At 58.4% G+C, this 26,651-nt stretch carries 26 protein-coding genes; 10 read left to right on the forward strand and 16 right to left on the reverse strand.

Annotation, left to right across the window (positions count from 1 at the left end):
- Positions 1-838: homoserine O-acetyltransferase (locus ACIQ3A_RS07490; RefSeq protein WP_396431125.1), on the reverse strand; the 838-nt coding region annotated here is incomplete at its 3' end.
- A gap of 186 nt (positions 839-1,024) precedes the next feature.
- Between ACIQ3A_RS07490 and ACIQ3A_RS07495 the strand changes: the two genes are divergently transcribed.
- Positions 1,025-1,840 (forward strand): formate/nitrite transporter family protein, encoded by an 816-nt coding sequence (locus ACIQ3A_RS07495; RefSeq protein ID WP_396431126.1) that lies wholly within the window; start codon positions 1,025-1,027, stop codon positions 1,838-1,840.
- Between the two features lie 76 nt (positions 1,841-1,916).
- On the opposite strand, the gene ACIQ3A_RS07500 is transcribed toward ACIQ3A_RS07495, so the two are convergent.
- On the reverse strand, positions 1,917-2,483 hold the full coding sequence (locus tag ACIQ3A_RS07500) for a TMEM165/GDT1 family protein (protein ID WP_396431127.1): 567 nt from the start codon (positions 2,481-2,483) through the stop codon (positions 1,917-1,919).
- Between the two features lie 165 nt (positions 2,484-2,648).
- On the opposite strand from ACIQ3A_RS07500, the gene ACIQ3A_RS07505 reads away from it, so the two are divergent.
- Positions 2,649-3,851 (forward strand): ammonium transporter, encoded by a 1,203-nt coding sequence (locus ACIQ3A_RS07505; protein ID WP_396431128.1) that lies wholly within the window; start codon positions 2,649-2,651, stop codon positions 3,849-3,851.
- A gap of 228 nt (positions 3,852-4,079) precedes the next feature.
- A complete protein-coding gene (locus tag ACIQ3A_RS07510) occupies positions 4,080-4,709 on the forward strand; it encodes an RNA recognition motif domain-containing protein (RefSeq protein WP_396431129.1) in 630 nt (209 codons plus the stop codon).
- A 149-nt stretch (positions 4,710-4,858) separates the two neighbouring features.
- Here the strand turns inward: ACIQ3A_RS07510 and lptC are convergent, their stop codons facing one another.
- From lptC to ACIQ3A_RS07525, 3 genes are read right to left on the reverse strand one after another with little or no spacing between them, the layout of a single operon-like run.
- Entirely contained in the window at positions 4,859-5,452 is a 594-nt protein-coding gene (gene lptC / locus ACIQ3A_RS07515; protein ID WP_396431130.1) for an LPS export ABC transporter periplasmic protein LptC, read from the reverse strand.
- On the reverse strand, positions 5,449-6,027 hold the full coding sequence (locus ACIQ3A_RS07520) for a KdsC family phosphatase (RefSeq protein WP_396431131.1): 579 nt from the start codon (positions 6,025-6,027) through the stop codon (positions 5,449-5,451). The genes lptC and ACIQ3A_RS07520 overlap by 4 nt, the downstream gene beginning before the upstream one ends.
- Position 6,028: 1 nt before the next feature.
- A complete protein-coding gene (locus ACIQ3A_RS07525) occupies positions 6,029-7,006 on the reverse strand; it encodes an SIS domain-containing protein (protein WP_396431132.1) in 978 nt (325 codons plus the stop codon).
- Positions 7,007-7,126: 120 nt separating this feature from the next.
- Here ACIQ3A_RS07525 and ACIQ3A_RS07530 point away from each other — a divergent pair, with 120 nt between their 5' ends.
- Complete coding sequence (locus ACIQ3A_RS07530) at positions 7,127-9,112, forward strand: cation:proton antiporter (RefSeq protein WP_396431133.1); 1,986 nt, start codon at positions 7,127-7,129, stop codon at positions 9,110-9,112.
- Between the two features lie 129 nt (positions 9,113-9,241).
- The gene (locus ACIQ3A_RS07535; protein ID WP_396431134.1) at positions 9,242-9,778 is read left to right on the forward strand and encodes a 2,4'-dihydroxyacetophenone dioxygenase family protein; all 537 of its coding nucleotides are present in this window, start codon (positions 9,242-9,244) and stop codon (positions 9,776-9,778) included.
- Between the two features lie 78 nt (positions 9,779-9,856).
- Here the strand turns inward: ACIQ3A_RS07535 and ACIQ3A_RS07540 are convergent, their stop codons facing one another.
- From ACIQ3A_RS07540 to rpmH, 11 genes are all read right to left on the reverse strand, one after another.
- Positions 9,857-10,816: a branched-chain amino acid ABC transporter permease gene (locus ACIQ3A_RS07540; protein WP_396431135.1), complete on the reverse strand. Its 960-nt coding sequence runs from the start codon at positions 10,814-10,816 to the stop codon at positions 9,857-9,859.
- Positions 10,817-10,820: 4 nt separating this feature from the next.
- Positions 10,821-11,705: a branched-chain amino acid ABC transporter permease gene (locus tag ACIQ3A_RS07545; protein ID WP_396431136.1), complete on the reverse strand. Its 885-nt coding sequence runs from the start codon at positions 11,703-11,705 to the stop codon at positions 10,821-10,823.
- A 36-nt stretch (positions 11,706-11,741) separates the two neighbouring features.
- Positions 11,742-12,956, reverse strand: coding sequence for an ABC transporter substrate-binding protein (locus tag ACIQ3A_RS07550; RefSeq protein WP_396431137.1), 1,215 nt, complete (start codon positions 12,954-12,956; stop codon positions 11,742-11,744).
- Between the two features lie 28 nt (positions 12,957-12,984).
- Positions 12,985-13,695 carry an ABC transporter ATP-binding protein gene (locus ACIQ3A_RS07555; protein ID WP_396431138.1) on the reverse strand — a complete coding sequence of 237 codons (711 nt, stop codon included), beginning with the start codon at positions 13,693-13,695 and terminating at the stop codon, positions 12,985-12,987.
- Positions 13,688-14,464 (reverse strand): ABC transporter ATP-binding protein, encoded by a 777-nt coding sequence (locus ACIQ3A_RS07560; protein WP_396431139.1) that lies wholly within the window; start codon positions 14,462-14,464, stop codon positions 13,688-13,690. Before ACIQ3A_RS07560 ends, ACIQ3A_RS07555 begins: the two co-directional genes overlap by 8 nt.
- 190 nt (positions 14,465-14,654) lie before the next feature.
- Positions 14,655-15,653, reverse strand: a complete 999-nt coding sequence (locus ACIQ3A_RS07565; RefSeq protein WP_396431140.1) for a fatty acid desaturase family protein — start codon at positions 15,651-15,653, stop codon at positions 14,655-14,657.
- Positions 15,654-15,805: 152 nt separating this feature from the next.
- Entirely contained in the window at positions 15,806-17,218 is a 1,413-nt protein-coding gene (gene mnmE, locus ACIQ3A_RS07570; RefSeq protein WP_396431141.1) for a tRNA uridine-5-carboxymethylaminomethyl(34) synthesis GTPase MnmE, read from the reverse strand.
- A 55-nt stretch (positions 17,219-17,273) separates the two neighbouring features.
- The gene (gene yidC, locus ACIQ3A_RS07575; RefSeq protein ID WP_396431142.1) at positions 17,274-18,962 is read right to left on the reverse strand and encodes a membrane protein insertase YidC; all 1,689 of its coding nucleotides are present in this window, start codon (positions 18,960-18,962) and stop codon (positions 17,274-17,276) included.
- A complete protein-coding gene (gene yidD / locus ACIQ3A_RS07580) occupies positions 18,959-19,234 on the reverse strand; it encodes a membrane protein insertion efficiency factor YidD (RefSeq protein ID WP_396431143.1) in 276 nt (91 codons plus the stop codon). Before yidD ends, yidC begins: the two co-directional genes overlap by 4 nt.
- Entirely contained in the window at positions 19,231-19,668 is a 438-nt protein-coding gene (locus ACIQ3A_RS07585; RefSeq protein ID WP_396431144.1) for a ribonuclease P protein component, read from the reverse strand. Before ACIQ3A_RS07585 ends, yidD begins: the two co-directional genes overlap by 4 nt.
- A gap of 67 nt (positions 19,669-19,735) precedes the next feature.
- Complete coding sequence (rpmH, locus tag ACIQ3A_RS07590) at positions 19,736-19,870, reverse strand: 50S ribosomal protein L34 (protein WP_005798102.1); 135 nt, start codon at positions 19,868-19,870, stop codon at positions 19,736-19,738.
- Between the two features lie 240 nt (positions 19,871-20,110).
- Here rpmH and dnaA point away from each other — a divergent pair, with 240 nt between their 5' ends.
- The 5 genes from dnaA (at position 20,111) to ACIQ3A_RS07615 (ending at position 26,575) form a co-directional block, all read left to right on the forward strand.
- On the forward strand, positions 20,111-21,511 hold the full coding sequence (gene dnaA, locus ACIQ3A_RS07595) for a chromosomal replication initiator protein DnaA (protein WP_396431145.1): 1,401 nt from the start codon (positions 20,111-20,113) through the stop codon (positions 21,509-21,511).
- Positions 21,512-21,663: 152 nt separating this feature from the next.
- The gene (dnaN, locus tag ACIQ3A_RS07600) at positions 21,664-22,773 is read left to right on the forward strand and encodes a DNA polymerase III subunit beta (RefSeq protein WP_396431147.1); all 1,110 of its coding nucleotides are present in this window, start codon (positions 21,664-21,666) and stop codon (positions 22,771-22,773) included.
- An 85-nt stretch (positions 22,774-22,858) separates the two neighbouring features.
- On the forward strand, positions 22,859-25,462 hold the full coding sequence (gyrB, locus tag ACIQ3A_RS07605) for a DNA topoisomerase (ATP-hydrolyzing) subunit B (protein ID WP_396431148.1): 2,604 nt from the start codon (positions 22,859-22,861) through the stop codon (positions 25,460-25,462).
- Between the two features lie 215 nt (positions 25,463-25,677).
- A complete protein-coding gene (locus ACIQ3A_RS07610; RefSeq protein ID WP_396431149.1) occupies positions 25,678-26,139 on the forward strand; it encodes a mobile mystery protein A in 462 nt (153 codons plus the stop codon).
- 148 nt (positions 26,140-26,287) lie between these two features.
- Entirely contained in the window at positions 26,288-26,575 is a 288-nt protein-coding gene (locus tag ACIQ3A_RS07615; protein ID WP_396431150.1) for a type II toxin-antitoxin system HigB family toxin, read from the forward strand.
- Positions 26,576-26,651: the final 76 nt, after the last annotated feature.

A 26,651-nucleotide genomic window follows, 5' to 3' on the forward strand; every position in this document is an offset into this window, starting at 1 on the left:
TGTTGGCGTCAAAGTATTCGCTGAACTTGTCGCCCTGGTAACGCAGATAACTCTCGATCTGGAATTCGACTTCCTGCGTGGAGTATTTGTAGCCGGTAGCGTTGTCGGTCACGGCCTGGCGCAACTGGCGACCGAATTTTTCGTTCATCACGTCATCGCTCAGGTAAGTGATGTGCCCGATCATGCGGGCGATGCGCAGGCCGCGCTTGGGCACCACGCCGTGCTCGTAAAAGTGGCCGTCGTGAAAGTCCGGGTCGGTCACGATGGCGCGGCGGGCTACTTCGTTGAAGGCGATGTTCTCGGCGTTCAGGTTGGGGGCGCTCGCCACCACCACAGCGTGCTGGATGCGTTCGGGGTATTGCAGCGTCCACGAGAGCGCCTGCATGCCGCCCAGGCTGCCGCCCATGACGGCGGCCAGTTGTTCAATGCCCAAGGCATCCAGCAAGCGGGCCTGGGCGTTGACCCAGTCTTCCACGGTGATGACCGGGAAGTCAGCGCCGTAAACGCGACCGGTGTCGGGGTGGGTGTGCATGGGGCCTGTGGAGCCAAAGCACGACCCCAGGTTGTTCACGCCGATCACAAAGAATTTTTCGGTGTCCAGGGATTTGCCAGGGCCGATCATGTTGTCCCACCAACCCACGTTGCCGGCTTGGTCGGCATAGACACCCGCCACATGGTGCGAGGCGTTCAGGGCATGGCAGACCAGTACGGCATTCGACTTGTCGGCGTTGAGCGTGCCGTAGGTTTCGTAGCTCAGTGAATAGCCACGGATGGAAGCGCCGCTTTGCAAGGGCAAAGGGGCTTCAAACAACATGCTTTTGGACTCGGCGATCAGCATCGAAATGGTTCAGGTGTCAAAAAAAACCCGGCTTCGCAGTCAGCTGGGCCGGGCTTCAGTGAGTTGAAACACACGCCATTTAGCTGAATTTCGGAACCCTTCAGGTCCCGGCGCCCGCAATCGGGTTCAAATCGGCGCATCGGGCAAGTATAAGACGAAGAGATTGAACCCATTTCAGGAGCACCCATGTCAGACCTTTATGGCTCAGACGCCTACAGTCCCGTCGAAATTGCCCGGCGCATCGAGTCGGTGGGCGAGGTCAAGGCCCGCATGGCCACGCTGCCGCTGGCTTTGCTGGGGGTGTTGGCCGGGGCCTTCATCGGTTTGGGGGCCATGCTCTTCGTGCTCGTCAAGTCTGATGCGACGCTGGGCTTTGCCACCAGTGCGCTGCTGGGCGGTCTGGTGTTCGCCATGGGGTTGCTCATGGTGGTGGTGGCCGGGGCCGAGCTGTTCACCGGCAACAACTTGATCGTGATGGCTTGGGCCGATGGGCGGGTCAGCGGGGCGCAGGTGCTGCGCAACTGGGGCATCGTGTGCCTGGCCAATTTTGCGGGTGCTGCCGGGCTGGCGGTGCTGGTGTTTGCCAGTGGCCATGCAGGGCTGAACGGCGGCGCCATTGGCCAGCAGGTGGTCAAGATCGCCGTGGCCAAGCAAGAGCTGCCTTTTGGCACTGCCTTGCTGCGCGGGGTGTTGTGCAATGTGCTGGTCTGCATGGCCGTGTGGATGGCCATGGCCGGGCGCAGCGTGGTCGACAAGGCGGTGGCCGTGATGCTGCCGGTGATGGCGTTTGTGGCGGCCGGCTTTGAGCACAGCATCGCCAACATGTACCTCATGCCTTTGGCGATGTTGTTGCAACACGGGGGCTTGACGGGCTTTCCGGCAGTCACCTGGAGTGGCATGCTGGGCAATCTGCTGCCCGTGATTTTGGGCAATATTTTGGGTGGGGCGGTGTTGGTGGCAGGGGTCTACCACGTCATTTACCGCCGCACGCCGAAGGCTTGAACCTGCCGTGTAACCTGCCGTGAAGGCTTGACCCTGCCGCGCAGGCTTGATTGCGGTGTGCAGGTCGCAGCCGGCTTTAACTGCCCCAGCCTGACAGGGCGATCAGGCCCAAAGTGGCAAAAATCACGGCCGACACTATGTGCACCATGCGCAGTGGCACGCGCTTGGTGATGGCGTCGCCCAGCCACACCACGGGCGCGTTGGCCAGCATCATGCCCAGCGTGGTGCCCGCTACGACAGCAAACCAGGCGTTGTACTGGGCGGCCAGCATCACCGTGGCGATCTGGGTCTTGTCGCCCATCTCGGCCAGAAAGAAGGCCACCACGGTGGTCAGGAACACCCCCATGCGCGGGGCGCTGTCACCTTCTTCGTCGTCGAACTTGTCGGGGATCAACATCCACACCGCCATGGCGAGGAAAGAAGCGCCCAGCACCCAGCGCAGCGCAGTCGGCCCCACCATGGTGGTGACCCAGCTGCCCACTGCGCCAGCGAGGCCATGGTTGGCCAGCGTGGCCACCAAAATGCCCAGCACGATGGGCCAGGGCTTGCGAAAACGCGCGGCCAGCACCAAAGACAAAAGTTGGGTTTTGTCACCCATTTCGGCCAGGGCCACGATGCCTGTAGAGACGAAAAAAGCTTCCATTTGAATGCGCTGTACCGTGGTTAAAACGAGGATCTTAAGCGACAGACCGCAAGCCAAAACGGGGGGCGCATCAATTTGGGCCTGCTTCTTGCTTTGAATTGGTGCGTTAAGGGTTTTTGGGCTCTTTATGCACCAATTCAATTCAAATAATCTTTAAAGACAGCCATGGATGCACTGAAACAGGGCGCTGATGCGCTTTTTATCTTATTGGGCGGCATCATGGTTTTGGCCATGCACGCCGGGTTTGCTTTTCTGGAACTGGGTACGGTTCGCAAAAAGAACCAGGTCAATGCACTGGTCAAGATACTGGTCGACTTTTCCGTGTCCACGGTGGTTTATTTTGCCGTGGGTTACAGCGTCGCCTACGGCACCACTTTTTTTGTGGGCGCTGAACAATTGGCGGCAAAAAATGGCTATGACCTGGTCAAGTTTTTCTTCTTGCTGACTTTTGCAGCGGCCATTCCCGCCATCATTTCAGGGGGCATTGCCGAACGGGCCAAGTTCTGGCCGCAATTGATCGCCACAGCGGTGATCGTGGGCTTCACTTACCCCTTTTTTGAGGGCATCGCCTGGAACCAGCACTTCGGCGTGCAGGCCTGGATCAAGGCGGCCACGGGCGATGAGTTTCATGATTTTGCAGGCTCGGTCGTGGTCCACGCCATGGGCGGATGGATCGCATTGCCGGCGGTGCTGCTGCTGGGCGCCCGTTACAACCGTTATCGCAAAGACGGCGTGGTCTCGGCCCACCCACCATCCAGCATCCCGTTTTTGGCACTGGGCTCCTGGATTTTGATTGTGGGCTGGTTTGGCTTCAACGTGATGAGCGCACAGACGCTCGACAAAATTTCGGGCCTGGTCGCAGTCAATTCCCTGATGGCCATGGTGGGCGGCACCCTGGTCGCTTTGGTGCTTGGCAAAAATGACCCGGGCTTTGTCCACAACGGCCCTTTGGCAGGTTTGGTCGCGGTGTGCGCCGGATCGGACTTGATGCACCCATTTGGCGCCTTGGTGGTTGGCGCTGTGGCGGGCGGTTTGTTTGTGGTCATGTTCACTTGGACCCAGAACAAATGGAAGATTGACGATGTGCTGGGTGTTTGGCCCCTGCATGGCATTTGCGGTGCGTGGGGCGGCATTGCTGCGGGCCTGTTTGGTACCCAGACGCTGGGGGGTTTGGGTGGGGTGAATTTGTCAGCGCAATTGATCGGCACCGCCTTGGGCGTGACCTGGGCCTTGCTGAATGGCTTGCTGGTCTATGGCATCTTGAAATGGACCATGGGCTTGAAGCTGAGCCCTGAAGAGGAATTTGATGGTGCTGATTTAAGCATCCACAAAATCAGTGCTACCCCGGATCGGGAAGTGAGTTGGTAAAACAACAGCTGTGTGTTTTAAAACACACTCCGGTGTTTTTTGGGTGAATATCCCTTGCACTTTTTTTTGTTTTATCCCGCATAATTATTTAACTTCACTGTATGAAGCAGAGAAGTCATGTCTGCGGTGACCAGGTCAGTTTCGCTTTCCTTCCGATGTTCTCAGGTTTGTTGAATGCGTTTTCAGAGCTCCATCGCTTTTATCTCTGTGTTTTGAGGAGTCCCTTTCATGGGCAACAAACTTTACGTCGGTAACCTGCCTTATTCAGTTCGTGATGGCGATCTGGAGCAAGCTTTCGGTGAATTCGGTGTGGTCACCAGCGCCAAGGTCATGATGGAACGTGACACGGGCCGCTCCAAAGGCTTCGGCTTTGTAGAAATGGGCAACGACGATGAGGCCCAAGCCGCCATCCATGGCATGAACGGTCAGCCTTTGGGCGGTCGTAATGTGGTGGTCAATGAAGCCCGCCCGATGGAAGCACGCCCACCCCGAACGGGCGGTGGCGGTTTTGGTGGTGGTGGCGGTGGGGGTCGTCGTGAAGGCGGCGGTGGCTACGCTGGCGGTGGAGGCGGCGGCTATGGCGGCGGCGGTAGTGGCGGTGGAGGCGGCGGCTATGGCGGCGGCGGTAGTGGCGGTGGTGGTGGTGGTGGTCGTCGCGAAGGCGGCGGTGGCTACGGCGGCGGCGCCGGAGGCGGTGGCGGCGAAGGTGGCGGTTTCCGCAGTCCCTACGGTGCCGGACCCCGCGGTGGAGGCGATCGCCGTGAAGGTGGCGGCGGTGGCGGGCGCCGTGAAGGCGGCGGCGGGGGTGGTCGCCGTGAAGGTGGCGGCGGTGGCGGCGGCTACGGCGGCGGTTATTGATTCAAGCCTCGGGCGGACGGACCGTTGCCCAACTAAGCCCAACTAAGCCCAATTAACCCCAGCAAAGCCCTGCACCGCAGGGCTTTTTCATGTTGGCTTCACCTTGAAGTCATGGGCTGTCATAGGGCCCCGCTGCAAAAGCGGGCGCATCAGGGTTGGCGGGTCAGGGTTCCCTGCACACGGCCTTTCAGCAAGTACTCACCCGTGTTGGTGTTGAAGTCCATGGTCTGTGCGGTAAATACATCGCGGCCACGGGTAATTTGAACCGGGTCTGAGGAGACCAACCGGTCTTCGTCAGGCAGCGCCAGCAGGCGTTCACCCCGCAGTTCAAGCTTGGGGCTGGTGTCGAAGGCTTGCCGTATAGCGTAGGCATCGCCAATCAATGTGACCTGTTTGCCGTCGTCTGTGGCAATGCCCTGCCTGGATCGCGCATTCAAGACTTTGCCGGTCTCGCTTTCGGCGTAAATGCGAATTTGTTCGATGTCCAGTGTCTCGCTGGCGGGGTAATGTTGGGCTTTGTCGCCTGAAATTTCGCGCGTCATGCGCCCGCGCAGGTCAAACGATTTCACAGAGAAATTTGCCAAGCGGTAATCCGGGTCCTCGCGCACAACTTTGTTGGCCGAAGGCGTCAGCAGTTCCGGCACGCTTCTGACCAGCAACCAACTGCCCGATGCCAGCAAGGCCATCACGATCAAGGGCAGGTAAACACTCAACTTGTCGAGCAAGCGGCGTGCAAAGTTCATGCGGATGGCCCTGTGTGGACGGCAACGCCAACCTGGGCGAGAAGCTGGGCGTAATGACCGCTGGCCACTAGCAAAACATCACAAAAAGCCCGAGCCGCACCCTCTCCGCCGCGTTCCGATGTGATGAGGTGCGCCAAGGCTTTGGCTTGGGCGTGCGCATTGGCGGGCGCGCCGACAAAAGCAGCCCGTTGCATGACGGGCAAGTCGGGCCAGTCATCGCCCATGGCGGCACTTTGGGACCAATTGAAACCCAGGATTTGCAAGAATTCTTCGGCGGCTGGACGCTTGTCTTCTGTGCCAAAACGCGCATGCGTGATGCCCAAAGCCTTCAGGCGCAAGCGCAGCGCTGGCGAGTCGCGCCCGGTGATGACCACGGGTGTGATCCCGGCTTGCTGCAGCAATTTCAGTCCTTGCCCATCCAGCGAGTTGAAACGCTTCAGGCTTTCACCGCTTTCTGAAAAATACAGCCCGCCGTCGGTGAGTACCCCATCGACGTCAAAAAAAGCAACGCGAATGCCCTGGGCTTGCAACAGCAACTCGGGTGGATAGTGCAAAGCGGGCGTCAGTGTTTGCATGTCAGATCACCTTGGCGCGCATCAGGTCGTTGGTGTTGATGGCGCCGCACAGGCAGCCGTTCTTATCGACAACCAAAATGCTGGTGATGCGGTATTGCTCCATCATGTCAGCAGCTTCGGCGGCCAGTGCCTCCATGGGGATGGTGCGGGGATTGATCCGCATCACATCGCGTGCTTTGAGGCTGCGCAGGTCGGCGCCTTTTTCAATCAGTCGGCGCAGGTCACCGTCGGTGAACACCCCCAGCACGTGGCCCTGGGCATCGGTGACCGACGTGGCGCCCAAGCCCTTACTGCTCATCTCGCGCATGAGGGCGGTGAACTCGGCATCGGGCCCCACTTGCGGGACCTCGGCGCCCTTGCGCATCACGTCAGCCACATGGGTCAGCAGCCTGCGGCCCAGAGAGCCACCGGGGTGAGAACGGGCGAAGTCTTCTGGTTTGAAGCCGCGCGCATCGAGCAAGGCCACGGCCAGGGCATCTCCCATGGCGAGTTGGGCGGTGGTGCTGGCGGTTGGGGCCAGGTTCATGGGGCAAGCTTCTTTGGCCACAGAGCAGTCCAGCAAGACATCCGCGTGGCGGGCGAGTGAAGAGGACAAACCGCCGGTCATGGCAATCAGGGGCACGCCCTGGCGTTTGAGCACCGGCAGGATGGCCAGCAACTCATCGCTTTCACCGCTGTTGGAGATGGCCAGCACAACATCAATGGCCTGGATCATGCCCAAGTCACCATGGCTGGCTTCGCCGGGGTGTACGAACATGGCCGGGGTGCCGGTGGAGGCCAAAGTGGCCGCAATTTTTCGGCCGATGTGCCCGCTTTTGCCCATGCCCATCACGACCACGCGGCCTTGCGCGCCGAGCACCCTGTTCACGGCATCGACAAATCGCCCGTCGAGTCGGGCTTTGAGTTCAAGCAATGCGGCCGCCTCGATGTCCAGAGTCTGGCGGGCGAGTTGCAGCGTGTGGTCTGAAAGGGCGAGCATGTCGGGCATTTTATCGGGCAGCGGTTGATCCGCCCTGGTGTCGGTGTTCAAGCCCACATCAGCGCTTGTCTGAGTCGGCCGAAAAGTCACGCTGTCATAAGCGCTTGTTACCATGATGGCATGAGTGCTTTGGAGCTGACCCTGTTGTATCTTTTGGCCGCCGTATTGGGTGTGGTCGGTTGCCGCATGCTCAAGCTGCCACCCATGCTGGGTTATTTGGTGGTGGGCGTGGTCATTGGCCCCAATGCGCTGGCGCTGGCGCAAAACTCCGACGGGGTCAATCACCTGGCCGAGTTTGGCGTGGTCTTTCTGATGTTTGTGATCGGCCTGGAGTTCAATCTGCCGAAACTGCGCTCCATGCGCAAGCATGTATTTGGTCTGGGCTTGCTGCAGGTGCTGTTGACCCTGGTGATCGTGACGGTTTTCTCTTTGTTCGTGGCCACTTTGGCGCCCACGCTTTGGCGCATGGAGTGGCAAACCGCGTTGGCATTGTCCAGCGCCATGGCCATGAGCAGCACCGCCATCGTCATCAAGCTGGTGGCAGATCGCCTGGAGCTCGAGTCCGAGCACGGCAAGCGGGTGGTCGGTGTGTTGTTGTTCCAGGATTTGGCAGTCGTGCCCTTGATTGTGATGATCCCGGCTTTGGGTGCACCGGCCGACGAAATGTTTTCGGCCTTGTTGCTGGCCGCGGCCAAGGCCACGGTATTGATCACTCTGCTGATGACCGGCGGCCAGCGCGTCATGCGCTGGTGGTTGACTTTGGTGGCGCGTCGCAAAAGCGAAGAGCTGTTTGTGCTGAACCTGCTCTTGGTCACACTGGGCTTGGCCTGGGTCACCGAAATGGCGGGCCTGAGTCTGGCGCTGGGCGCTTTTATCGCGGGCATGCTGATTTCCGAGACCGAATACAAGCACCAGGTGGAGTTGGACATCCGTCCTTTTCACGATGTGTTGCTGGGCTTGTTCTTCATCACGATTGGCATGATGCTGGACTGGCACATTGTGGTTGAGCGCTGGCCTCTGGTGCTGTTGCTCACCACCTTGCCGGTCTTGTTCAAGCTGGTGTTGGTGGCCGCGTTGGCCAAAATGACGGGTGCACCGAACGGGGTTGCACTGCGTACGGGTTTGTACCTTGCACAGGCAGGTGAATTTGGTTTTGTGCTGCTCACACTGGGTTCACAAAGCAACCTGATTCCACCCGCCTTGTTGAACCCGGTACTGGCCAGCATGGTGCTGTCGATGATGGCGACCCCCTTCATCATCATGCACAGCAACACCTTGGTGATGAAAGTCGTGGCCAGCGAATGGTTGCAGCAGTCCTTGCAGATGACCACCATCGCCCGCAAGTCGATCAATACCAGCAAGCATGTGATTATTTGCGGTTATGGCCGCTGCGGCCAGAACCTGGCGCGCATGCTGGACAAAGAAAACATCCCTTACATGGCGCTGGACCTTGACCCGGACCGTGTGCGCCAAGCGGCCGCTGCCGGTGATTCGGTGGTGTTTGGCGATGCAGGGCGGCTGCAATCGCTGATGGCTGCTGGCTTGGCCCGCGCCAGCGCGGTGGTGATCACCTACCTGGACGTGCCCGCTGCCATGAAGGTGCTCGACCACGCCCACGGCCATGCGCCGCAGGTGCCGGTGATTGTGCGCACACAGGACGACCTGGATCTGGAAAAACTGCAGTTGGCGGGGGCCACTGCGGTCGTACCCGAGGCGCTGGAAGGTTCGCTCATGCTGGCCAGCCATGCGCTGGCGCTGGTGGGCGTGCCCATGCGGCGCGTGATCCGCCTTGTCCAGGAGCAGCGCGATGCCCGCTACAACTTGCTGCGGGGCTATTTCCACGGCGCGGACGACGATACGCTGGACGAAATTGAGCACGAGCGGCTGAGCACTGTAGGCTTGCCCCTGGCATCGCCTTGGCTGGGCAAGCAGGTCAAAGACCTGGCCTTTCATGCCATGGGGGTGCGTGTCGTGAACTTGCGCAGAGCCAACGGTCAGCCTGAACATGTGCACGATGAAACCGAACTGCAATCGGGTGACACCCTGGTCTTGTCCGGTAAATCACAAACATTGGCGGTGGCCGAAGAAAAATTGTTACGCGGTTGAAAGCACCCAGGATGGCGCCGTAATTTGGGCCATTCCAGCTGCAGCCTCAGAGAGCCGCTGTCGCGTTTGGCGCTGACAGCTGTTGCAGGCCGTTTTAGACTGGCATTTTTCCCAGTCCGTGCCCATACGATGACCCAATCCAATACCCCCCCCGCTGCGGTAGATGACCGCGTTCCTTACGCCAAGCCCCAGCCCTGGGGCATGGCGCCCGACATGGTGGTGCACGACGTACAAACTGAAGACGAGCGCCTCTGGGCGCCGGTGGCGCCGGGCATCTGGTCACGGCCGCTGCACCTGAATGTGACGGGCGGCTTTTACGTGCACCTGCTCAAGGTCAAGCGCTCGGGCTTGCTGCAGCGCCACCGCCACTCAGGACAGGTGCATGCCCATGTGCTGCGCGGCAAGTGGTATTACCTCGAGCACGACTGGGTGGCCGAAGAGGGCAGCTATGTGTTCGAGCCACCGGGTGAAACACATACCTTGGTGGTGCCCGATGATTGCCAGGACATGGTCACCATGTTCACTGTTCATGGCGCGTTGATGTACGTGGACACGCAAGGCAACTCGACCGGGTATGACGATGTTTTTACCCGCATTGACAAATACCGGGCGCACTTTGAAGCGGTGGGTTTGGGCGCAGATTATGTGAAAACATTCATGCGTTGAGCACAGCCCGTATGGCAACAAAAAGGCCTGCTCTTGAGCAGGCCTTTTGCTTGGAGGCGCTGCGCGCCTGAACAGGCGTCACAGAGGCTTTTTGATCCAGTTGGCGATCTCGCCAATGATGCCGCGTCGGAAAGCCAGCACACAGACCACAAAGATGACGCCTTGGATGATGGTGACCCAGGCGCCCAGTTGCGACAGGTAGTTTTGCATGCTCACGATCACGGCAGCGCCCACCACCGGGCCGAACAAAGTGCCCAAACCACCGACCAGCGTCATCAGCACCACCTCACCCGACATGGACCAGTGCACATCGGTCAACGACGCCAACTGGAACACCAGCGATTTGGTGGCGCCTGCCGTGCCCGCCAAGGCGCCCGAGATGACAAATGCGATCAGCTTGTACTGGTCGGTGTCGTAGCCCAGCGAGATGGCACGGTCCTGGTTTTCGCGAATGGCCTTGAGGATCTGACCGAAAGGCGAGTGCACGATGCGCCAGATCAATGCAAAGCCCATGAGGAAAATGGTCAAGACAAACATGTACATGGCACTGTTTTGTTCCAGATCGAACAGGCCGAAGAGCTTGCCTCTGGGCACACTTTGAATGCCGTCTTCGCCCCCTGTGAACGGGGTCTGAAGGTAAAAGAAGAACACCATCTGGGAGAAAGCCAGGGTGATCATGGCGAAGTAAATACCTTGTCTGCGAATGGCCAGCATGCCGGTGAGCAAGGCCAAAACGGCTGAGCAGCCCGTGGCAAAAAGCACCGCCAGTTCAGGGTTCCAGCCCCAGACTTTGGCGGCATGCGATGCCGCATAACCGGCTGTGCCTAAAAACATGGCGTGCCCAAAGGACAGCAGGCCGCCAAAACCGATCAAGAGGTTGAAGGCACAGGCAAACAAGGCAAAGCACATGACCTTCATCAGGAAGATCGGGTAGACCCAGATGGGGGCGATGACCAGCACCATCACCATGAAGGCAAATGCCACCCATTGGTGCGTGAAAGACTGGGTCTTGAAGGAGGGGGTCGTGACAGTGGTCATGGTCTTACTTCTGGGTACCGAACAACCCGGCAGGCTTGATCAGGAGAACGATGGTCATGATGATGAAAATCACCGTGCTGGAAGCCTCGGGGTAGAAGACCTTGGTCAGGCCTTCGATCAGGCCCAGACCAAAACCGGTCAGGATGGCGCCCATGATGGAGCCCATGCCGCCAATCACCACCACCGCGAACACCACGATGATGATGTCGGCACCCATGGTGGGGTTGACCTGGTAAATCGGGGCCGCCATGACGCCTGCAAACGCAGCCAGGCCCACGCCAAAGCCATAGGTCAGGGTAATCATGCGGGGGACGTTGATGCCGAACGCCTGCACCAGGCTGGGGTTCTCGGTGGCAGCACGCAAATAAGCGCCAAGCTTGGTTCGTTCGATCACATACCAGGTGGACAGGCACACCACCAAGGAGGCCACGATGACCCAGGCGCGGTATTTCGGCAAGAACATGAAGCCGGTGTCGTAGGCGCCCCGGAAAACCTCTGGCACCGGGTAAGGCATGCCGGATGAACCGAATTCGTGGCGGAACAAGCCCTGGATGATCAGTGCCAAACCAAACGTCAGCAGCAGACCATACAGATGGTCCAATTTATAGAGCTGTTTGAGCATGGTGCGCTCAATCAGCATGCCGGTCGCTCCCACCAAGATCGGTGTGATGACGAGCGAGGCCCAGTAATTGATCCCCAATTTGGTCAGGGACAGATACGCCACAAAAGCGCCCAGCATGTACTGGGCGCCGTGGGTGAAGTTGATGATGTTCAGCAAGCCGAAAATCACGGCCAGACCCAGCGAAAGCAGTGCGTAAAAAGAGCCGTTGATCAGCCCGATCAGCAATTGCCCGAACAGGGCTTGGGAGGGAACGCCAAAGATTTCCATTGTGATTTTTCGACTTGCTTGAACAGAGGGTTGAAATTACTTCTTGACCAGCGGGCACTCGCTCTCAGCCAGGGGGCGGAAAGCCTCGTTGGCTGGAATGGTGGCCACTAACTTGTAGTAGTCGTAAGGGCCTTTGGACTCTGAAGGCTTTTTGACCTGGAACAGGTAGGCAGGGTGGAGTTTGCGACCGTCAGGGCGTACAGAACCTTTGCCGAACAATGGGTCATCTGTGGGCAGCTCTTTCATCTTGGCAGCGACCTTGGTGCCGTCATCGGTCTTGGCCGCGTCCACGGCTTTGAGGTAATGAATCACGCTGGAGTACACACCGGCTTGCACCATGGACGGATATTTACCGCCGTTGGCTGCCGCAAAACGCTTGGTGAAGGCGCGTGTGTTGTCGTTCAAGTCCCAGTAGAAGGTTTCGGTCAACATCAGGCCTTGGGCGATGTTCAGGCCCAAGGAATGCACGTCGGGCAAGAAGACCAGCATGCCGGCCAGGTTTTGGCCGCCTTTGGTGATGCCAAATTCGGCCGCTTGCTTGATCGAGTTGGTGGTGTCACCACCGGCATTGGCCAGACCAATGATCTTGGCTTTGGAGGCTTGAGCCTGCAACAAGAAGGAAGAGAAGTCTTGCGTTGGGAAGGGGGTGCGCACTTTGCCCACCACCTTGCCGCCGTTTTTGAGCACCACGGCTTCGGTGTCGCGCTCGAGTGCGTGGCCGAAAGCGTAGTCAGCGGTCAAGAAGAACCAAGTGTCACCACCGCTTTTGACAATCGCTTTGCCAGTGCCGTTGGCCAGCATCCAGGTGTCATAAGCCCAGTGGATGGTGTTGGCGTTGCAGGCCTTGCCGCTCAGGTCGGCAGTGGCTGAGCCGGAGTTGACGTGCAGTTTGCCCTTGTCGCTGGAAAGCTTGGCAATGGCCAGACCGACCGACGAGGTGGGCACGTCAGCGATCATGTCGACCTTGTCGGTGTCGTACCACTGGCGTGCAATGTTGGAGCCCACGTCGGGCTTGTTCTGGTGATCAGCACCGACAACTTCCACCTTCAGCGTGCTCTTGGTGGCCTTGATGTAGTCCTCCACAGCCATTTTGGCGGCGCTCAAAGAGCCGGGGCCGGTGATGTCAGAGTAAAGACCCGACATGTCGTTGAGCACACCGATCTTGACGATACCGTCAGAGATTTGTGCCTGTGCTTGGCCCGCGAAAGCGCAGGCGGCCATTGCGGCCAAAGAAAGAAGTTTGCGTTTCATCGATGTATCTCCAGTTAAAAAATGGGTATCAGACGCCCAGGTACTCATGCAACATGCCCATCTTGCTGGACAGCTCTTGCGATGAAAAGCCCTCCACAATTTGGCCATGCTCCATCACGTAAAACCGGTCTGCCAGGGGTGCGGCAAACCGGAAGTTCTGTTCAACCATGATGATCGTGAAGCCTTTGGCCTTCAGGGCTTTGATCATGCGGGCAAGGGCTTGCACGATGACCGGCGCCAAGCCTTCGGAAATTTCGTCCAGCAACAAAAAGCGCGCCCCGGTACGCAAGATGCGACCCACCGCAAGCATTTGTTGTTCGCCACCAGAAAGTCTGGTGCCCGGGCTTTCGCGGCGCTCCAGCAAGTTGGGGAACATGTCGTAAATTTCTTCGACCGACATGCCATTGGGGCCAATGACGGGCGGCAGCAACAGGTTTTCTTCGCAAGTGAGGGCAGAAAAAATACCCCGCTCTTCAGGGCAATAACCCAAGCCCAGTTTGGCAATCTGGTGGGGTGCCCAGTTCACGGTTTCCTGGCCTCTTATGGTGATGGAGCCGGTGCGCCGACCCACCAGACCGAGGATGGATTTGACGGTGGTGGTGCGGCCAGCACCATTGCGCCCCAGCAGGGTCACCACTTCGCCTTCGTTGACGGTCAGGTTAACCCCATGCAGGATGTGCGACTCGCCGTACCAGGAGTGCAGATTGCTGATGCGCAGGAATTCAGTAGCATCAGCCATGGGCCCCCTCCAGTTCGTTGTCGGTGGTGCCCATGTAGGCTTCGAGCACTTGGGGATTTTGCGAAACCACGGCGTAGGGCCCTTCTGCAATCACTTGTCCGCGTTGCAACACGCTGATGGTGTCGGCAATGCTGGAGACCACATTCATGTTGTGTTCCACCATCAGGATGGTGCGGTTGGCACTGACTTTTTTGATCAATTGGGTGACGCGGTCCACGTCTTCGTGGCCCATGCCCTGGGTCGGCTCGTCGAGCAGCATCAGTTCGGGCTCCATGGCCAATGTGGTGGCGATTTCAAGTGCGCGCTTGCGGCCATAAGGCAGCTCGACAGCGGTCAGGCCCGCCATGGGGCCCAGATCAACTTGCTCGAGCAAGGCCATGGCTTTGTCGTTGAGCTGGTTCAGGCTGCGCTCGGAGCGCCAGAAATGCAGCGATGTGCCGGTGCTTCTTTGCAAACCAATTCGCACATTTTCAAGCACGGTCAGGTTGGGAAAAGTGGCCGAAATCTGAAACGACCGCACGATGCCGCGCCGCGCCACCTGGGAGGGTTTTTCGTCGGTGATGTCGTGGCCATTGAACAGGATCTGTCCCTGGGTAGGGATCAGAAATTTGGTGAGCAGGTTGAATACCGTGGTTTTGCCCGCGCCGTTGGGACCGATCAGCGCGTGGATCTGACCACGTTGGACGCGCAGGTCCACGCCATTGACAGCGACAAAACCCTTGAACTCCTTGATGAGTCCGCGGGTTTCGAGAATAATTTCGTCAGCCATTGAGTTTTGTACCGGGGCAAAAAATGAAAAATTGCAAAGGTATTCTGTAGCGAGAAAATTTTCGCGGGTACATGGTTATCCCGTGGTCCTGTCTCTTGCGTGACGAATTTGCAAGGCCGTGCCCGCCGCACAAGACTCGGCTTGCGCGTTGCGCTTGCGAAGTGTCGGCATGGGCCTGATTTTTGGGACGTCAAATCAGCGTTGCACCCTTGCGCTGGTGCCTTGCCTGGCCACCGGTCTGTCCACTTTTAGGACCATCTTGGGGGCTGGCCGTGGCTTTGCGCAGCACTTCCAGATAACCCTTGGCCAACTCCATCTGTGGGCCAAAGCCTTGTTCGATCAGCATGCGGTGGGCGGCTGGCAGTTTCCAGCAGGGGGTGAACACAAAAAGATGGTGTTCCAGGTGGTAGTTGACCCAGTAGGGCGCCAGCACCATGCGCATGCCCCAGTGGGTCAGCGTGGTGCGGGTATTGCGCAGACGGTCATCGTTGTGGCCCACCACCGCATGCTCGGCGATGTTGCGGATGCGGGTGATCACCTGGTACCAGGTCAGCAAGGGCAAGAGCCAAAGCGCAAAGTAGGCCCACCACACCCCGGCAGCCGTTGTGATGGCCAAGACAAGCGCATTGCTCAGGAAAAAATACTTCTCCGCTGCGATCAGATTTTTTAGGCGTTGCAGGCGGCTTGGGTCTGTGCCCATTTCGGCGCGAAAAAATTCAAGGCGGCGCTGGTAGCCGGTGATGCCCAAAATGTCGCGCCGCATCTTGCGCCAAAAACTTTGCCGGCTAATGGGAAAAGGCGCCGACAAAATCAGGTCTGGGTCTTCTGCCTGTTGTGTGTGGCGGTGGTGGCTCAGGTGGTAAGGGCGGTACAACATGAGACTTGCGCCCACAGGCCAGCCGCACAAAAAAGCACCCAGCGTGTCGTTCAGCCAGGTGTTTTTGAACAAAGCGCGGTGCGCCGCATCGTGCATCAAAATCGCCAGGCCCAGTTGCCTGCCGCCGATGACCACGATGGCCACGACAAAACTCAAAGGGTTGGGCCAGACCACAAAAAATGCCATCGCCAGGGCGATCACACCCCAGGCATGCAGGACCAGATAAGCGCCCATCCAGTCCGAGCGCTCGCGCAGATACGCGTCTTGCTCGGGGCTGAGAGTGGGTGCGTGGGTCGGTGGAGGGTTGGGCATGTCAAAGCCAATCGGCATGCGCAACATCTTGTGCCCAATGGCCAGCCCGAACAGTCACTGACGTGACCTTTTGGTGAGCGTGCCGGACTGAGGGCCGGGGCGCGTGCGTCAGGTGTTGGCAACGACCCGAGCCAAGCCAAGCTCTTGGGGGCTCATTTGCCGATGCAAAAGCTTGAAAAAATCACGCCCAGCAGATCGTCGGCGCTGAACTCGCCCGTGATTTCATTGAGGGCGTTTTGTCCGAGCCGCAGCTCTTCGGCCAGCAAGTCCAGGTTTTGCGCCTTTGCAGCCAGATGGGCATCGGCCACTTCCAGGTGCTCACGCACCCGTTGCAGGGCCTGCACATGGCGTTCGCGGGCAATGAACAGGCCTTCACTGGCGTGTTGCCAACCCGCTTGTTGCAACAATTGCAAGCGCAAGGCTTGCAGCCCTTCGCCTGTCAGGGCCGACAGGGTCAGGCCAGCGCGCTCAACGTCATGGCTGGCCGCATCGGCTTTGTTCCACACGTCGAGCACCGCCACACGCGCAGGCAAGCGGGCTTTGAGGGCGGTGGCGATGTCTTCGTCGGTGCTGTCGTAGCCCGTCTGACCCACGCGCGTCAGGTCGTGCAAAAAAAGCACGGCGTCGGCATTTTCAATTTGCCCCCAGGCCCGTGCAATGCCGATTTGTTCGACCTCGCCAACACCTTCGCCTTCGCGCAGCCCGGCGGTGTCAATCACGTGCAGGGGCACGCCCTCGATCTGGATGGTTTGTTGCACCACATCGCGGGTTGTTCCTGCAATCGGTGTGACGATCGCCAACTCGGCTCCGGCCAGGGCATTGAGCAAGGAGCTTTTTCCGGCATTGGGCTGCCCGGCAATCACCACCTTGATGCCCTCGCGCAGCAGCGCACCTTGACGGGTTCGCTGCAGCACCGCCATCAGGCGGGCTTGCAGGCGTTCGAGTTGCCCTTGGGCGTCGGCTTTTTGCAAAAAGTCGATCTCTTCTTCGGGGAAATCCAGGGTGGCTTCGACCAGCATGCGCAGATGGATCAGGGCATCGCGCAGCAGGTGGATTTCTTTGGAAAAATCGCCCGCCAAAGACCGGCTGGCACTGCGAGCGGCGGCTTCGGTGCTGGCGTCGATCAGGTCGGCAATGGCCTCGGCTTGCGCCAGGTCGATCTTGTCGTTCAAAAAGGCGCGTTCAGAAAACTCGCCCGGTTGTGCCACGCGCAAGCCGGCCAGTCGGGGCAGTTGGGTGGCCGGGTCGATCTCGGCAGCCGCTTGTAGGCAGCGCGCCACCAGCAGTTGCAGCACCACCGGCCCACCGTGGGCTTGCAGCTCCAGCACATCTTCGCCAGTGAACGAGTGCGGCGCCACAAAGTGCAGCGCCAGCCCGTGGTCAATCGGGCTGCCATCGGCATCGGCAAAAGGCAGGTAAGTGGCCTCGCGCGGTTTCAGGTGTCGACCGCACAGTGCGTGAATCAACGGGGCCAGGTTGCCACCCGATACCCGCACGATGCCGACAGCGCCGCGACCGGGTGCGGTGGCGATGGCAACGATGGGTTCCTGATGTCTGGCGAGCATGGCGTTAATGCGCGTTGCGAAGCAAAAAAAGGCCGCTTGCGCGGCCCTTTCGGCGTTATTTGAACGAGGGCAGATTGAACTGTGGCGGCACGCCCATGCGGGTGTTGATCATCCACTGCTGCGCTATCGACAAGATGTTGTTCGTGATCCAGTACAGCACCAGGCCGGATGGGAAGAAGAAGAACATCACCGAGAACACCAGCGGCATGATCCACATCAGCTTGGCTTGCATCGGATCCGGTGGCGCGGGGTTGAGTGCCGTTTGCAGCATGGTGGTCAGTGTCATCACCACGGGCAAAATAAAGTACGGGTCAGGCGCGGACAAGTCGTGAATCCAGCCCACCCAAGGGGCATTGCGCATCTCGACGCTGGACAACAGCACCCAATACAGTGCGATGAAGACGGGGATCTGGACCATGATCGGGAAGCAACCGCCCATCGGGTTGACTTTTTCCTCGCGGTAGATCCTCATCATCTCTTGTTGCATCTTTTGCGGATCGCTCTTCAAGCGTTCACGCATTTCCATGATTTTGGGGTTGATGGCCTTCATCTTGGCCATGCTCGAATAGGCCTTGGCATTGAGCCAGTAAAAAGCGATCTTGAGCAACAGCACCAACGCCACGATCGACCAGCCCCAGTTCTGGATGAAGCTGAACAGCTTGTCCAGCAACCAGTACAAAGGCTTGGACAGCATGGCCAGCCAGCCATAGTCTTTGACCAGGTCCAGGCCAGGAGCCAGCGCTTCAAGGACTTTTTCTTCTTGCGGGCCGCTGAACAGCTGGGTGTTCACGGTCTTCGACTGGCCGGGCGCCAGTTCCGACAAGGGCGTGATCATGCCCACGGCGTACAGGTTGGTGTCCACTTTTCGCACGAAGTTTTCGCGCTGAATGCCATCGGCCAACACCCAGGCGGTTGCAAAATAATGCTGCACCATGGCCACATAGCCATTGGGAGAGGATTTGTCGATTTCGGCCTTGTTCTTTTCGATGTCGCTGAACTCGACTTTTTGGTATTTCTTGGCTTCTGTGTAAACGGCAGGGCCAGTGAAAGTGGAGTAAAACGCCGATTCACCCTCAGGCTTGTTGCCATCGCGTACCAATTGCAGATACAGCTGCGGCGACACGGGGGCTGTGCCGGTGTTGACCGCTTCGTGCTTCACGCCAATGGCATAGCTGCCGCGTTGCAAGGTATAGGTCTTGATCAGCTTGACGCCACTTGTGCCTTCCGACTCGAAGCGAAAGGTCAGCTCGTTTTGTCCATCTTTGAGGCTGCGTTCGCCGCTGAATTTCATGGGCGTTTTGTGGGTCGGAAAATCCCCGCCAATCAGGCCGGTCTGGGCCATGTAAACACGGTTGGCACTTTGGTCTAAAAAGACAAAAGGCTTTTTGCTGTCCACAAAGTCGGCGTGCCGGCTGAACTCGGTGCGCACCAGGGAACCCCCCTCGGTGTCAAAGCTGAGTTTGAGCACATCGGTGACCACTTCGATCTTTTCACGTGGTGTGGCTGAAGCCGTGGGCGCTGCAGAGGGCACCTGGCCTGGTGAGGCGGGCGTGATGGCTGTCGCGGTAGGTACGCCATTGGCACTGACCACAGCGGCGGGCGCGGCGGCGGACGCCGGTGCAGCCGCTTCGGGCTTGGGGAAAAAGGTGGCCTTGTGGCCGTTATAGAGTTGCCACTGGTCCCACAACAGGACCATGGAGAAACCAAAAATCACCCAAAGGATGGTGCGGCGGATATCGTTCATGGGGTCTTCTTTGACGAAGTAGGGGAAAACAAATCAGAAAACAAGCGCGGCGCTTGTGGGGGAACAGGGTCGTGGCCGCCATTGCACCAAGGGCCACAACGCACCAGGCGGTGAGCTGTCAGGTAGCTGCCGATGGCGGCACCATGTTGCTCGAGGGCTTGCAAGGCATAAGCCGAACATGTCGGCTCAAAGCGGCACGACGATCCCAGCCAAGGGCTGAGCAACAAGCGGTAGCCGCGCACCACACCCATGAGCAAACGCTGGACGATCATGGACGAACCTCGGACCGGGTTGCACGCTCAAACAATTGTTCCAGTTCTTGCCTTACGGCGAGCTTCAGGGGCTCGGATGTGGCACTGATGAATTGCTGGCGGTCAAAAGTGGCGCGAAGGCGCACCACATGGGCAGCCACAGGCAGGCGATCGCAAAAGCGTTCACTCACGTTGTAGATCTGTCTTTTGATGGCATTGCGTGTCACGGCCCGACGTGCCCAGCGTTTGGGCACCATGGCACCCAACCAGACGTCAAACAGGCCAAACAAGGCCTGCTCCGGTGAAGGTGCAGGCACAACTTGTTCGGCTGCCGCCGAAGGCGTATCTGTGGGGTTGGTCAAGGTCAGTCTGTGTAACGCAAAATGGGATGTGCGTGAGACCGTTCCACCCGCCAGGGCGGCCTGAAACTGTGGGCGTGTTTTCAAACGCTGCACGATGGCCAAACCCTGGAATCAACCGCCTGCCGTGGCGTCGGGCCACAGCCAGACGGTCGAAAAGGCATTAGACAGCCAGACGCTTGCGGCCTTTGGCGCGGCGTGCATTGATCACAGCACGGCCACCACGGGTTTTCATGCGAACCAGAAAGCCGTGGGTACGGGCGCGACGTGTCTTGGATGGTTGGTAGGTGCGTTTCATAACTCTTCCTTTGTGCCCAATGCCATGAATCAGCGTTGGGCGAAACCCAAGATTATCGCAAACTTTCGGACGCTCGGCAAATCCACCCTCTTTTTAGACATGGGGTGTTCCCGGACTCGAACCGGAACCGATGTGGTTTATGATGGCTCGACGAATGCGTTGCGGCATGTGGATAAGCTCTTGATAAGCTCAATTCCAATGCCGTTTTTTCCTTAACTGTCCACAAAAAATAAATACAAAATGTCAGAGGGACTTACCCCGGAATTTCAGATGGACGCCAGCCAAAGTCTGTGGCAGGCTTGCCTGGAGGAGCTGTCCCGCGAACTGCCCGAGCAGCAGTTCAACACCTGGATCAAGCCCCTGACTGCGCAGATCTCGGATGACCAACAACGCCTCACTTTGTTTGTGGCCAACCGCTTCAAACTGGACTGGATCCGAGCCCAATATGCCGGTCGCTTGGCCGTCATGCTCGAAAGTCTGCAAGGACATCCTGTTCAAATTGAGTTAGTACTCACTCCTCGAGATGGGCTCGTCAGGCCTGCACGGCAGTCCACGCCATCGTCGATGGAGAACGGTCCAGAACCCATCGATCTGCCCGAAGAGCCAGCGACCAACACCTTTCGCAGCAGGCTCAACACGGCCCTGACTTTTGACACCCTGGTGGAAGGCACGGCCAACCGCATGGCGCGTGCAGCGGCCATGCATGTGTCGGGCTCGCCCGGGCACTTGTACAACCCCCTTTTCATCTATGGCGGCGTGGGTTTGGGCAAGACCCACCTGATGCACGCCATCGGCAACAAACTGCTGGCCGATCGCCCGGAATCGAAGGTGCTCTACATCCATGCTGAACAATTTGTGTCGGATGTGGTTAAAGCCTACCAGCGCAAGACATTTGACGAGTTCAAGCACCACTACCATTCGCTCGATTTGCTGTTGATCGACGACGTCCAGTTTTTTGCCAACAAGGACCGGACCCAAGAAGAATTCTTCAACGCGTTTGAAGCCTTGCTGGCCAAAAAGTCACACATCGTGATGACCAGCGACACCTATCCCAAGGGCCTGGCAGACATCCATGAGCGTCTGGTTTCACGCTTCGATTCGGGTTTGACGGTGGCCATGGAGCCGCCTGAGCTGGAAATGCGGGTGGCGATCCTGATCAACAAAGCCATCAGCGAAGGCAGCGAAATGCCCGAAGAGGTGGCGTTTTTCGTCGCCAAAAACGTGCGTTCCAACGTGCGCGAGCTGGAAGGGGCTTTGCGCAAGATCCTGGCGTATTCGCGTTTCAACCAGAAGGAAATCTCCATCCAGCTGGCTCGCGACGCCCTGCGCGACTTGCTGTCGATTCAGAATCGCCAGATCAGCGTGGAAAACATCCAGAAGACGGTGGCCGACTATTACAAGATCAAAGTCGCCGATATGTACAGCAAGAAGCGCCCCGCCAGCATTGCTCGGCCGCGGCAAATTGCCATGTACCTGGCCAAGGAAATGACACAAAAAAGTTTGCCCGAAATTGGCGAGTTGTTTGGCGGGCGTGACCACACCACCGTGTTGCACGCCGTGCGCAAGATCAACGCTGAACGGCTGCAACTGACCGAGCTCAACCAGCAGCTGCATGTGCTGGAGCAGACCCTGAAGGGCTGAAGCGGCATGAGCTTGCGCTTGCACCCAGTTTTAAGTGTTTTGAGCCGTCTGGAGGCCGTTTTGCGGTCAAAAAACAGCGAAAATGCACGTTGTTGTCAAACGTTGTGCGCAGCCCCGGGCTGTCGCGTGAAAATCACCAAAGGTAGACACCCATGATCGTCCTGAAGGCCACCCAAGACAAATTGCTGTCGGTCCTGCAATCCGTGTCCGGCATTGTTGAGCGCCGTCACACATTGCCCGTGCTGGCCAATGTGCTGATCCGCAAAACGGGCCACGCCTTGCAGCTGACCACCAGCGATCTTGAAATCCAGATCCGCACTACAGCCGAGATGGAAGGTGACCCTGGTGATTTCACCACCACCGTGGGTGCCCGCAAACTCATCGACATCTTGCGCACCATGCCTGCTGACCAAACAGTGAGCCTGGAATCTTCGCAAGCCAAGCTGATCCTGAAAGGTGGCAAGTCCAAGTTCACCTTGCAGACTTTGCCGGCAGAAGACTTTCCGTTGGTGCAAGAAGCCGCCAGCTTCGGCCCTGTGTTCAGCGTGCCGCAAAAAACCCTCAAGCAACTGTTGGGTCAGGTTTCTTTTGCGATGGCCGTACACGACATCCGTTATTACCTGAATGGCATTTTGTTTGTGGCCGAAGGCAACCGACTGAGCCTGGTCGCCACCGATGGCCACCGTCTGGCGTTTACTGCAGCCACACTCGATGTGGAAGTGCCGACCAAACAAGAAGTCATCCTGCCCCGCAAGACCGTGCTCGAATTGCAGCGCTTGCTCAGCGATGCCGATGGTGCCATCGAGATGCAGTTTGCCAACAACCAGGCCAAGTTCAGTTTTGACGGCATGGAGTTCGTGACCAAATTGGTTGAAGGCAAGTTCCCTGACTACAACCGCGTGATCCCCAAGGGCCACAGCAACAACCTGACCTTGGGCCGACAAGCCCTGCTGTCTTGCTTGCAGCGCACGGCCATCCTGACCAGCGACAAATTCAAGGGCGTTCGCCTGAACCTCGAACCCGGCACCCTGCGCGTGGCATCCACCAACGCCGAGCAGGAAGAGGCCGTGGACGAACTCGACATCGACTACGGTGGTGACAGCATTGAGATTGGTTTCAACGTGACCTACATCATCGACGTGCTCAGCAACATGGGCCAGGAGATGGTCCGCATTGATCTGGCCGATGCCAACAGTTCCGCGTTGATCACCATCCCGGAAAACGACAACTTCAAATATGTGGTGATGCCGATGCGCATTTGAGGCCCGCGTCAGCAGGCGATAGACCTTATCGAAACCCGCGACCCCTCGCGGGTTTCGGCCATTCAAGCGACAGAGAAAAACTCCCATGACCGACGAAATTACCCCCAGCGAAGAAGCGTTCACCACCGCTCAACCCAAGATCGATGCCCACCAAGTGGGCGCATCCGAAGGCTACGGCGAAGGCTCCATCCAGATTCTGGAAGGGCTGGAGGCCGTGCGCAAACGCCCTGGCATGTACATCGGCGACACGTCCGATGGCACGGGCTTGCACCATCTGGTGTTTGAGGTGGTCGACAACTCCATCGATGAAGCGCTGGCGGGCCATTGCGATGACATCGTGGTCACCATCCACAGCGACAACTCGATCTCGGTGACCGACAACGGCCGTGGCATCCCCACCGGCGTGAAGATGGACGACAAGCACGAGCCCAAGCGCAGTGCTTCCGAAATCGCGCTGACCGAGCTGCACGCGGGCGGCAAGTTCAACCAGAACAGTTACAAGGTCTCGGGCGGCTTGCACGGCGTGGGCGTTTCATGCGTGAACGCTTTGAGCAAATGGCTGCGCTTGACCGTGCGCCGCGAAGGCAAGGTCCACCAGATCGACTTTGCCAGAGGCTTTGTGCAAAACCGATTGCTCGAAACCGTGAACGGCGTGGAAATTTCGCCCATGCGCGTGTCCGGAGCCACCGACAAGCGCGGCACCGAAGTGCATTTTTTGCCCGACACCGAAATCTTCACCCAGAACACCGATTTCCATTACGAAATTCTGGCCAAACGCCTGCGCGAACTGTCCTTTTTGAACAACGGCGTGCGCATTCGTCTGATCGATGAGCGCAGCGGCAAGTCAGACGATTTTTCTGGCGCGGGTGGTGTCAAGGGCTTTGTGGACTTCATCAACGCCAACAAGAAAGTACTGCACCCCAACGCATTTCATGCGAATGGCGAGCGTCCAGCCGACAGCTACGGCGGCATCCCTGGCACCAGCATCGGGGTCGAAGTGGCGATGCAGTGGAACGACGGCTACAACGAGTCGGTGCTGTGCTTTACCAACAACATTCCGCAGCGTGATGGCGGCACCCACCTGACGGGCCTGCGCGCGGCGATGACACGCGTCATCAGCAAATACATTGAGAAAAACGAGATCGCCAAAAAACAAAAAGTCGAAGTCAGTGGCGACGACATGCGCGAAGGCTTGTGCTGCGTCTTGAGCGTGAAAGTGCCCGAACCCAAGTTTTCAAGCCAGACCAAAGACAAACTGGTGTCCAGTGAAGTGCGCGCACCGGTGGAAGACATCGTGGCCAAGGCTTTGACCGAATACCTGGAAGAGCGCCCCAACGACGCCAAGATCATTTGCGGCAAGATCGTCGAGGCCGCCCGTGCCCGCGAAGCCGCCCGCAAGGCCCGAGAAATGACGCGCCGCAAAGGCGTGCTGGACGGCATGGGCCTGCCCGGCAAATTGGCCGACTGCCAGGAAAAAGACCCGGCGCTGTGTGAAATCTACATCGTCGAGGGCGACTCCGCCGGCGGCTCGGCCAAGCAAGGCCGGGACCGTAAATTCCAGGCCATCCTGCCCCTGCGCGGCAAGATCCTGAACGTTGAAAAAGCCCGCTACGAAAAGCTGCTGACCAGCAACGAAATCATCACGCTCATCACCGCCTTGGGCACCGGCATTGGCAAGGCCAGCGCCGAATCCGGCAAGAGCGGCACGGACGACTTCAACGTCGACAAACTGCGTTACCACCGCATCATCATCATGACCGATGCCGACGTGGACGGCGCCCACATCCGCACCTTGTTGCTGACCTTCTTCTACCGTCAAATGCCCGACCTGGTCGAGCGTGGCCACATCTACATTGCCCAGCCACCGCTTTACAAAGTCAAGGCCGGCAAAGAAGAGTTGTACCTGAAAGACGGCCCGGCACTCGACGGCTTCTTGCTGCGCATCGCGCTCAAAGATGCCAGCATCACCACCGGTGGCACGGCACCGCAATTGCTGGCCGGCGAGACCCTCGAAGCGTTGGCCCGCAAACACCAAGTGGCCGAATCGGTCATTGCACGCCTGTCCAACTTCATGGACGCCGAAGCCTTGCGCGCCATGGCCGATGGTGTGTCGCTGAACCTGGACACGCTGGATCTGGCCGCTGAATGCGCCCCTGCGTTGCAAGCCAAACTGCGTGAACTCAACACCACCGGCATCCCCGCCGAAGTGACTGCTGAGTTTGATGTGCGCACTGATAAACCCATCCTGCGCATCAGCCGCCGCCATCACGGCAACATCAAGAGCAGCATCATCACACAAGACTTCGTGCATGGTGCCGACTACGGCGCACTGTCCGAAGCCGCCGAAACTTTCCGTGGCTTGCTGAGCGAAGGGGCCAAAGCCCTGCGCGGCGAAGGCGAGCGGCAGAAAGAAGAAAAAGTGGGCGACTTCCGACAGGCCATGCATTGGCTCATCAGCGAAGCCGAGCGCACCACCAGCCGCCAGCGCTACAAGGGCTTGGGCGAAATGAACCCCGCCCAACTGTGGGAAACCACCATGGACCCGACCGTGCGCCGCCTGCTGCGCGTGCAGATCGACGACGCCATCGAAGCCGATCGTGTGTTCACCATGCTGATGGGCGACGAAGTCGAGCCACGCCGCCACTTTATTGAGAGCAACGCGCTGCGGGCGGGGAATATTGATATTTGATCAATCTTGTAGATATGCCCATAACCTGAGAAAAAGGGGCCCATGAGTTGAGAAACTTATGGGCCCCTCGCTTTGGTCTGCCCGATTCGGCTGTTCAAGCTTCCTCAAAGCTCAGCAGAATAGTTTTTCTGCTTCCTTATGAAGAAGTTATTTATTGCCTATTGCTTCCAATAAGGCTATCAATTCAATGAATTTAAACAGCCTATAGGCTAGCAATGACGTCTGAACTGAACCAACTTCGGCTTGAACAAGTGCAGTCCACCCTTTCCGGCTACGCGGACTTGGTCAAGCGGCAGCCACCTTCACGGGGATGGCTGAAGCTCATCCGAGAAGCCCTAGGTCGAACGGAACGCCAGCAGGCTCAGCGGCTGGGCGTCTCGGGGGCGACGCTGCACAAGTCCGAACAGTCCGAAGCGGATGACCGCATCTCGCTCGGACAGCTGCGCAAACTTGCTGATGGACTGGATTGCGAACTGGTCTATGCACTGGTTCCCAGGCGCCCGCTCACGGACGTGGTTCAGGAACGCGCTCGCACCATCGCGATGGAAGAAGTTGCAAGCGTGGCCCACACCATGGGTCTTGAAGACCAGCGCCCCGGCGCAGAACGGCTTCGCAAACAGGTGGATCGCAGGACCGAAGAATTGCTTCGCGGCCGTTGGTCAAACCTATGGCGATAGACCTGGATGAGCAGGACGGCCAGACACCGCTGGCCACCGACGAGAAGGCCGGGCTCATCCCGGAGTAACTGGCAGCCCTGCGAGCTGCAGACCAAGGTGACTATGAGCTGTTGCTTGTGTTTATCTCATATTGAGATAAAATGAGCCCATGAAAATCATCAGCAACAGTGCCCTGCGGGCCTTCGCTGCCGATCATCCTCTGGCCGAAGCCCTCTTGCAGGGATGGCGGCGGGTGATTGAAAAGAACAGTTTTGCAAACTGGGCCGAGCTGAAAGCCGCCTTCAATGCAGTTGACAAGGTGAACGAGTTAGCGGTGTTTGATATCGGCGGGAACAAGTACCGCCTGATGGCTTACATCCGGTTCGAAAAGCAGATCTTGTATATCAAGGCAGTATTGACCCATCGGGAATACGACAAAGGATCATGGAAATCATGAATGCAGCCATCGACGTGAAGTACCTTCTTCCAGTCTGGGAGCAGTTCCGTGCAGCAACTGACATCACCCCCATCCG

The organism is Limnohabitans sp., assembly GCF_044361985.1.
Lineage (GTDB): Bacteria > Pseudomonadota > Gammaproteobacteria > Burkholderiales > Burkholderiaceae_C > Limnohabitans_A.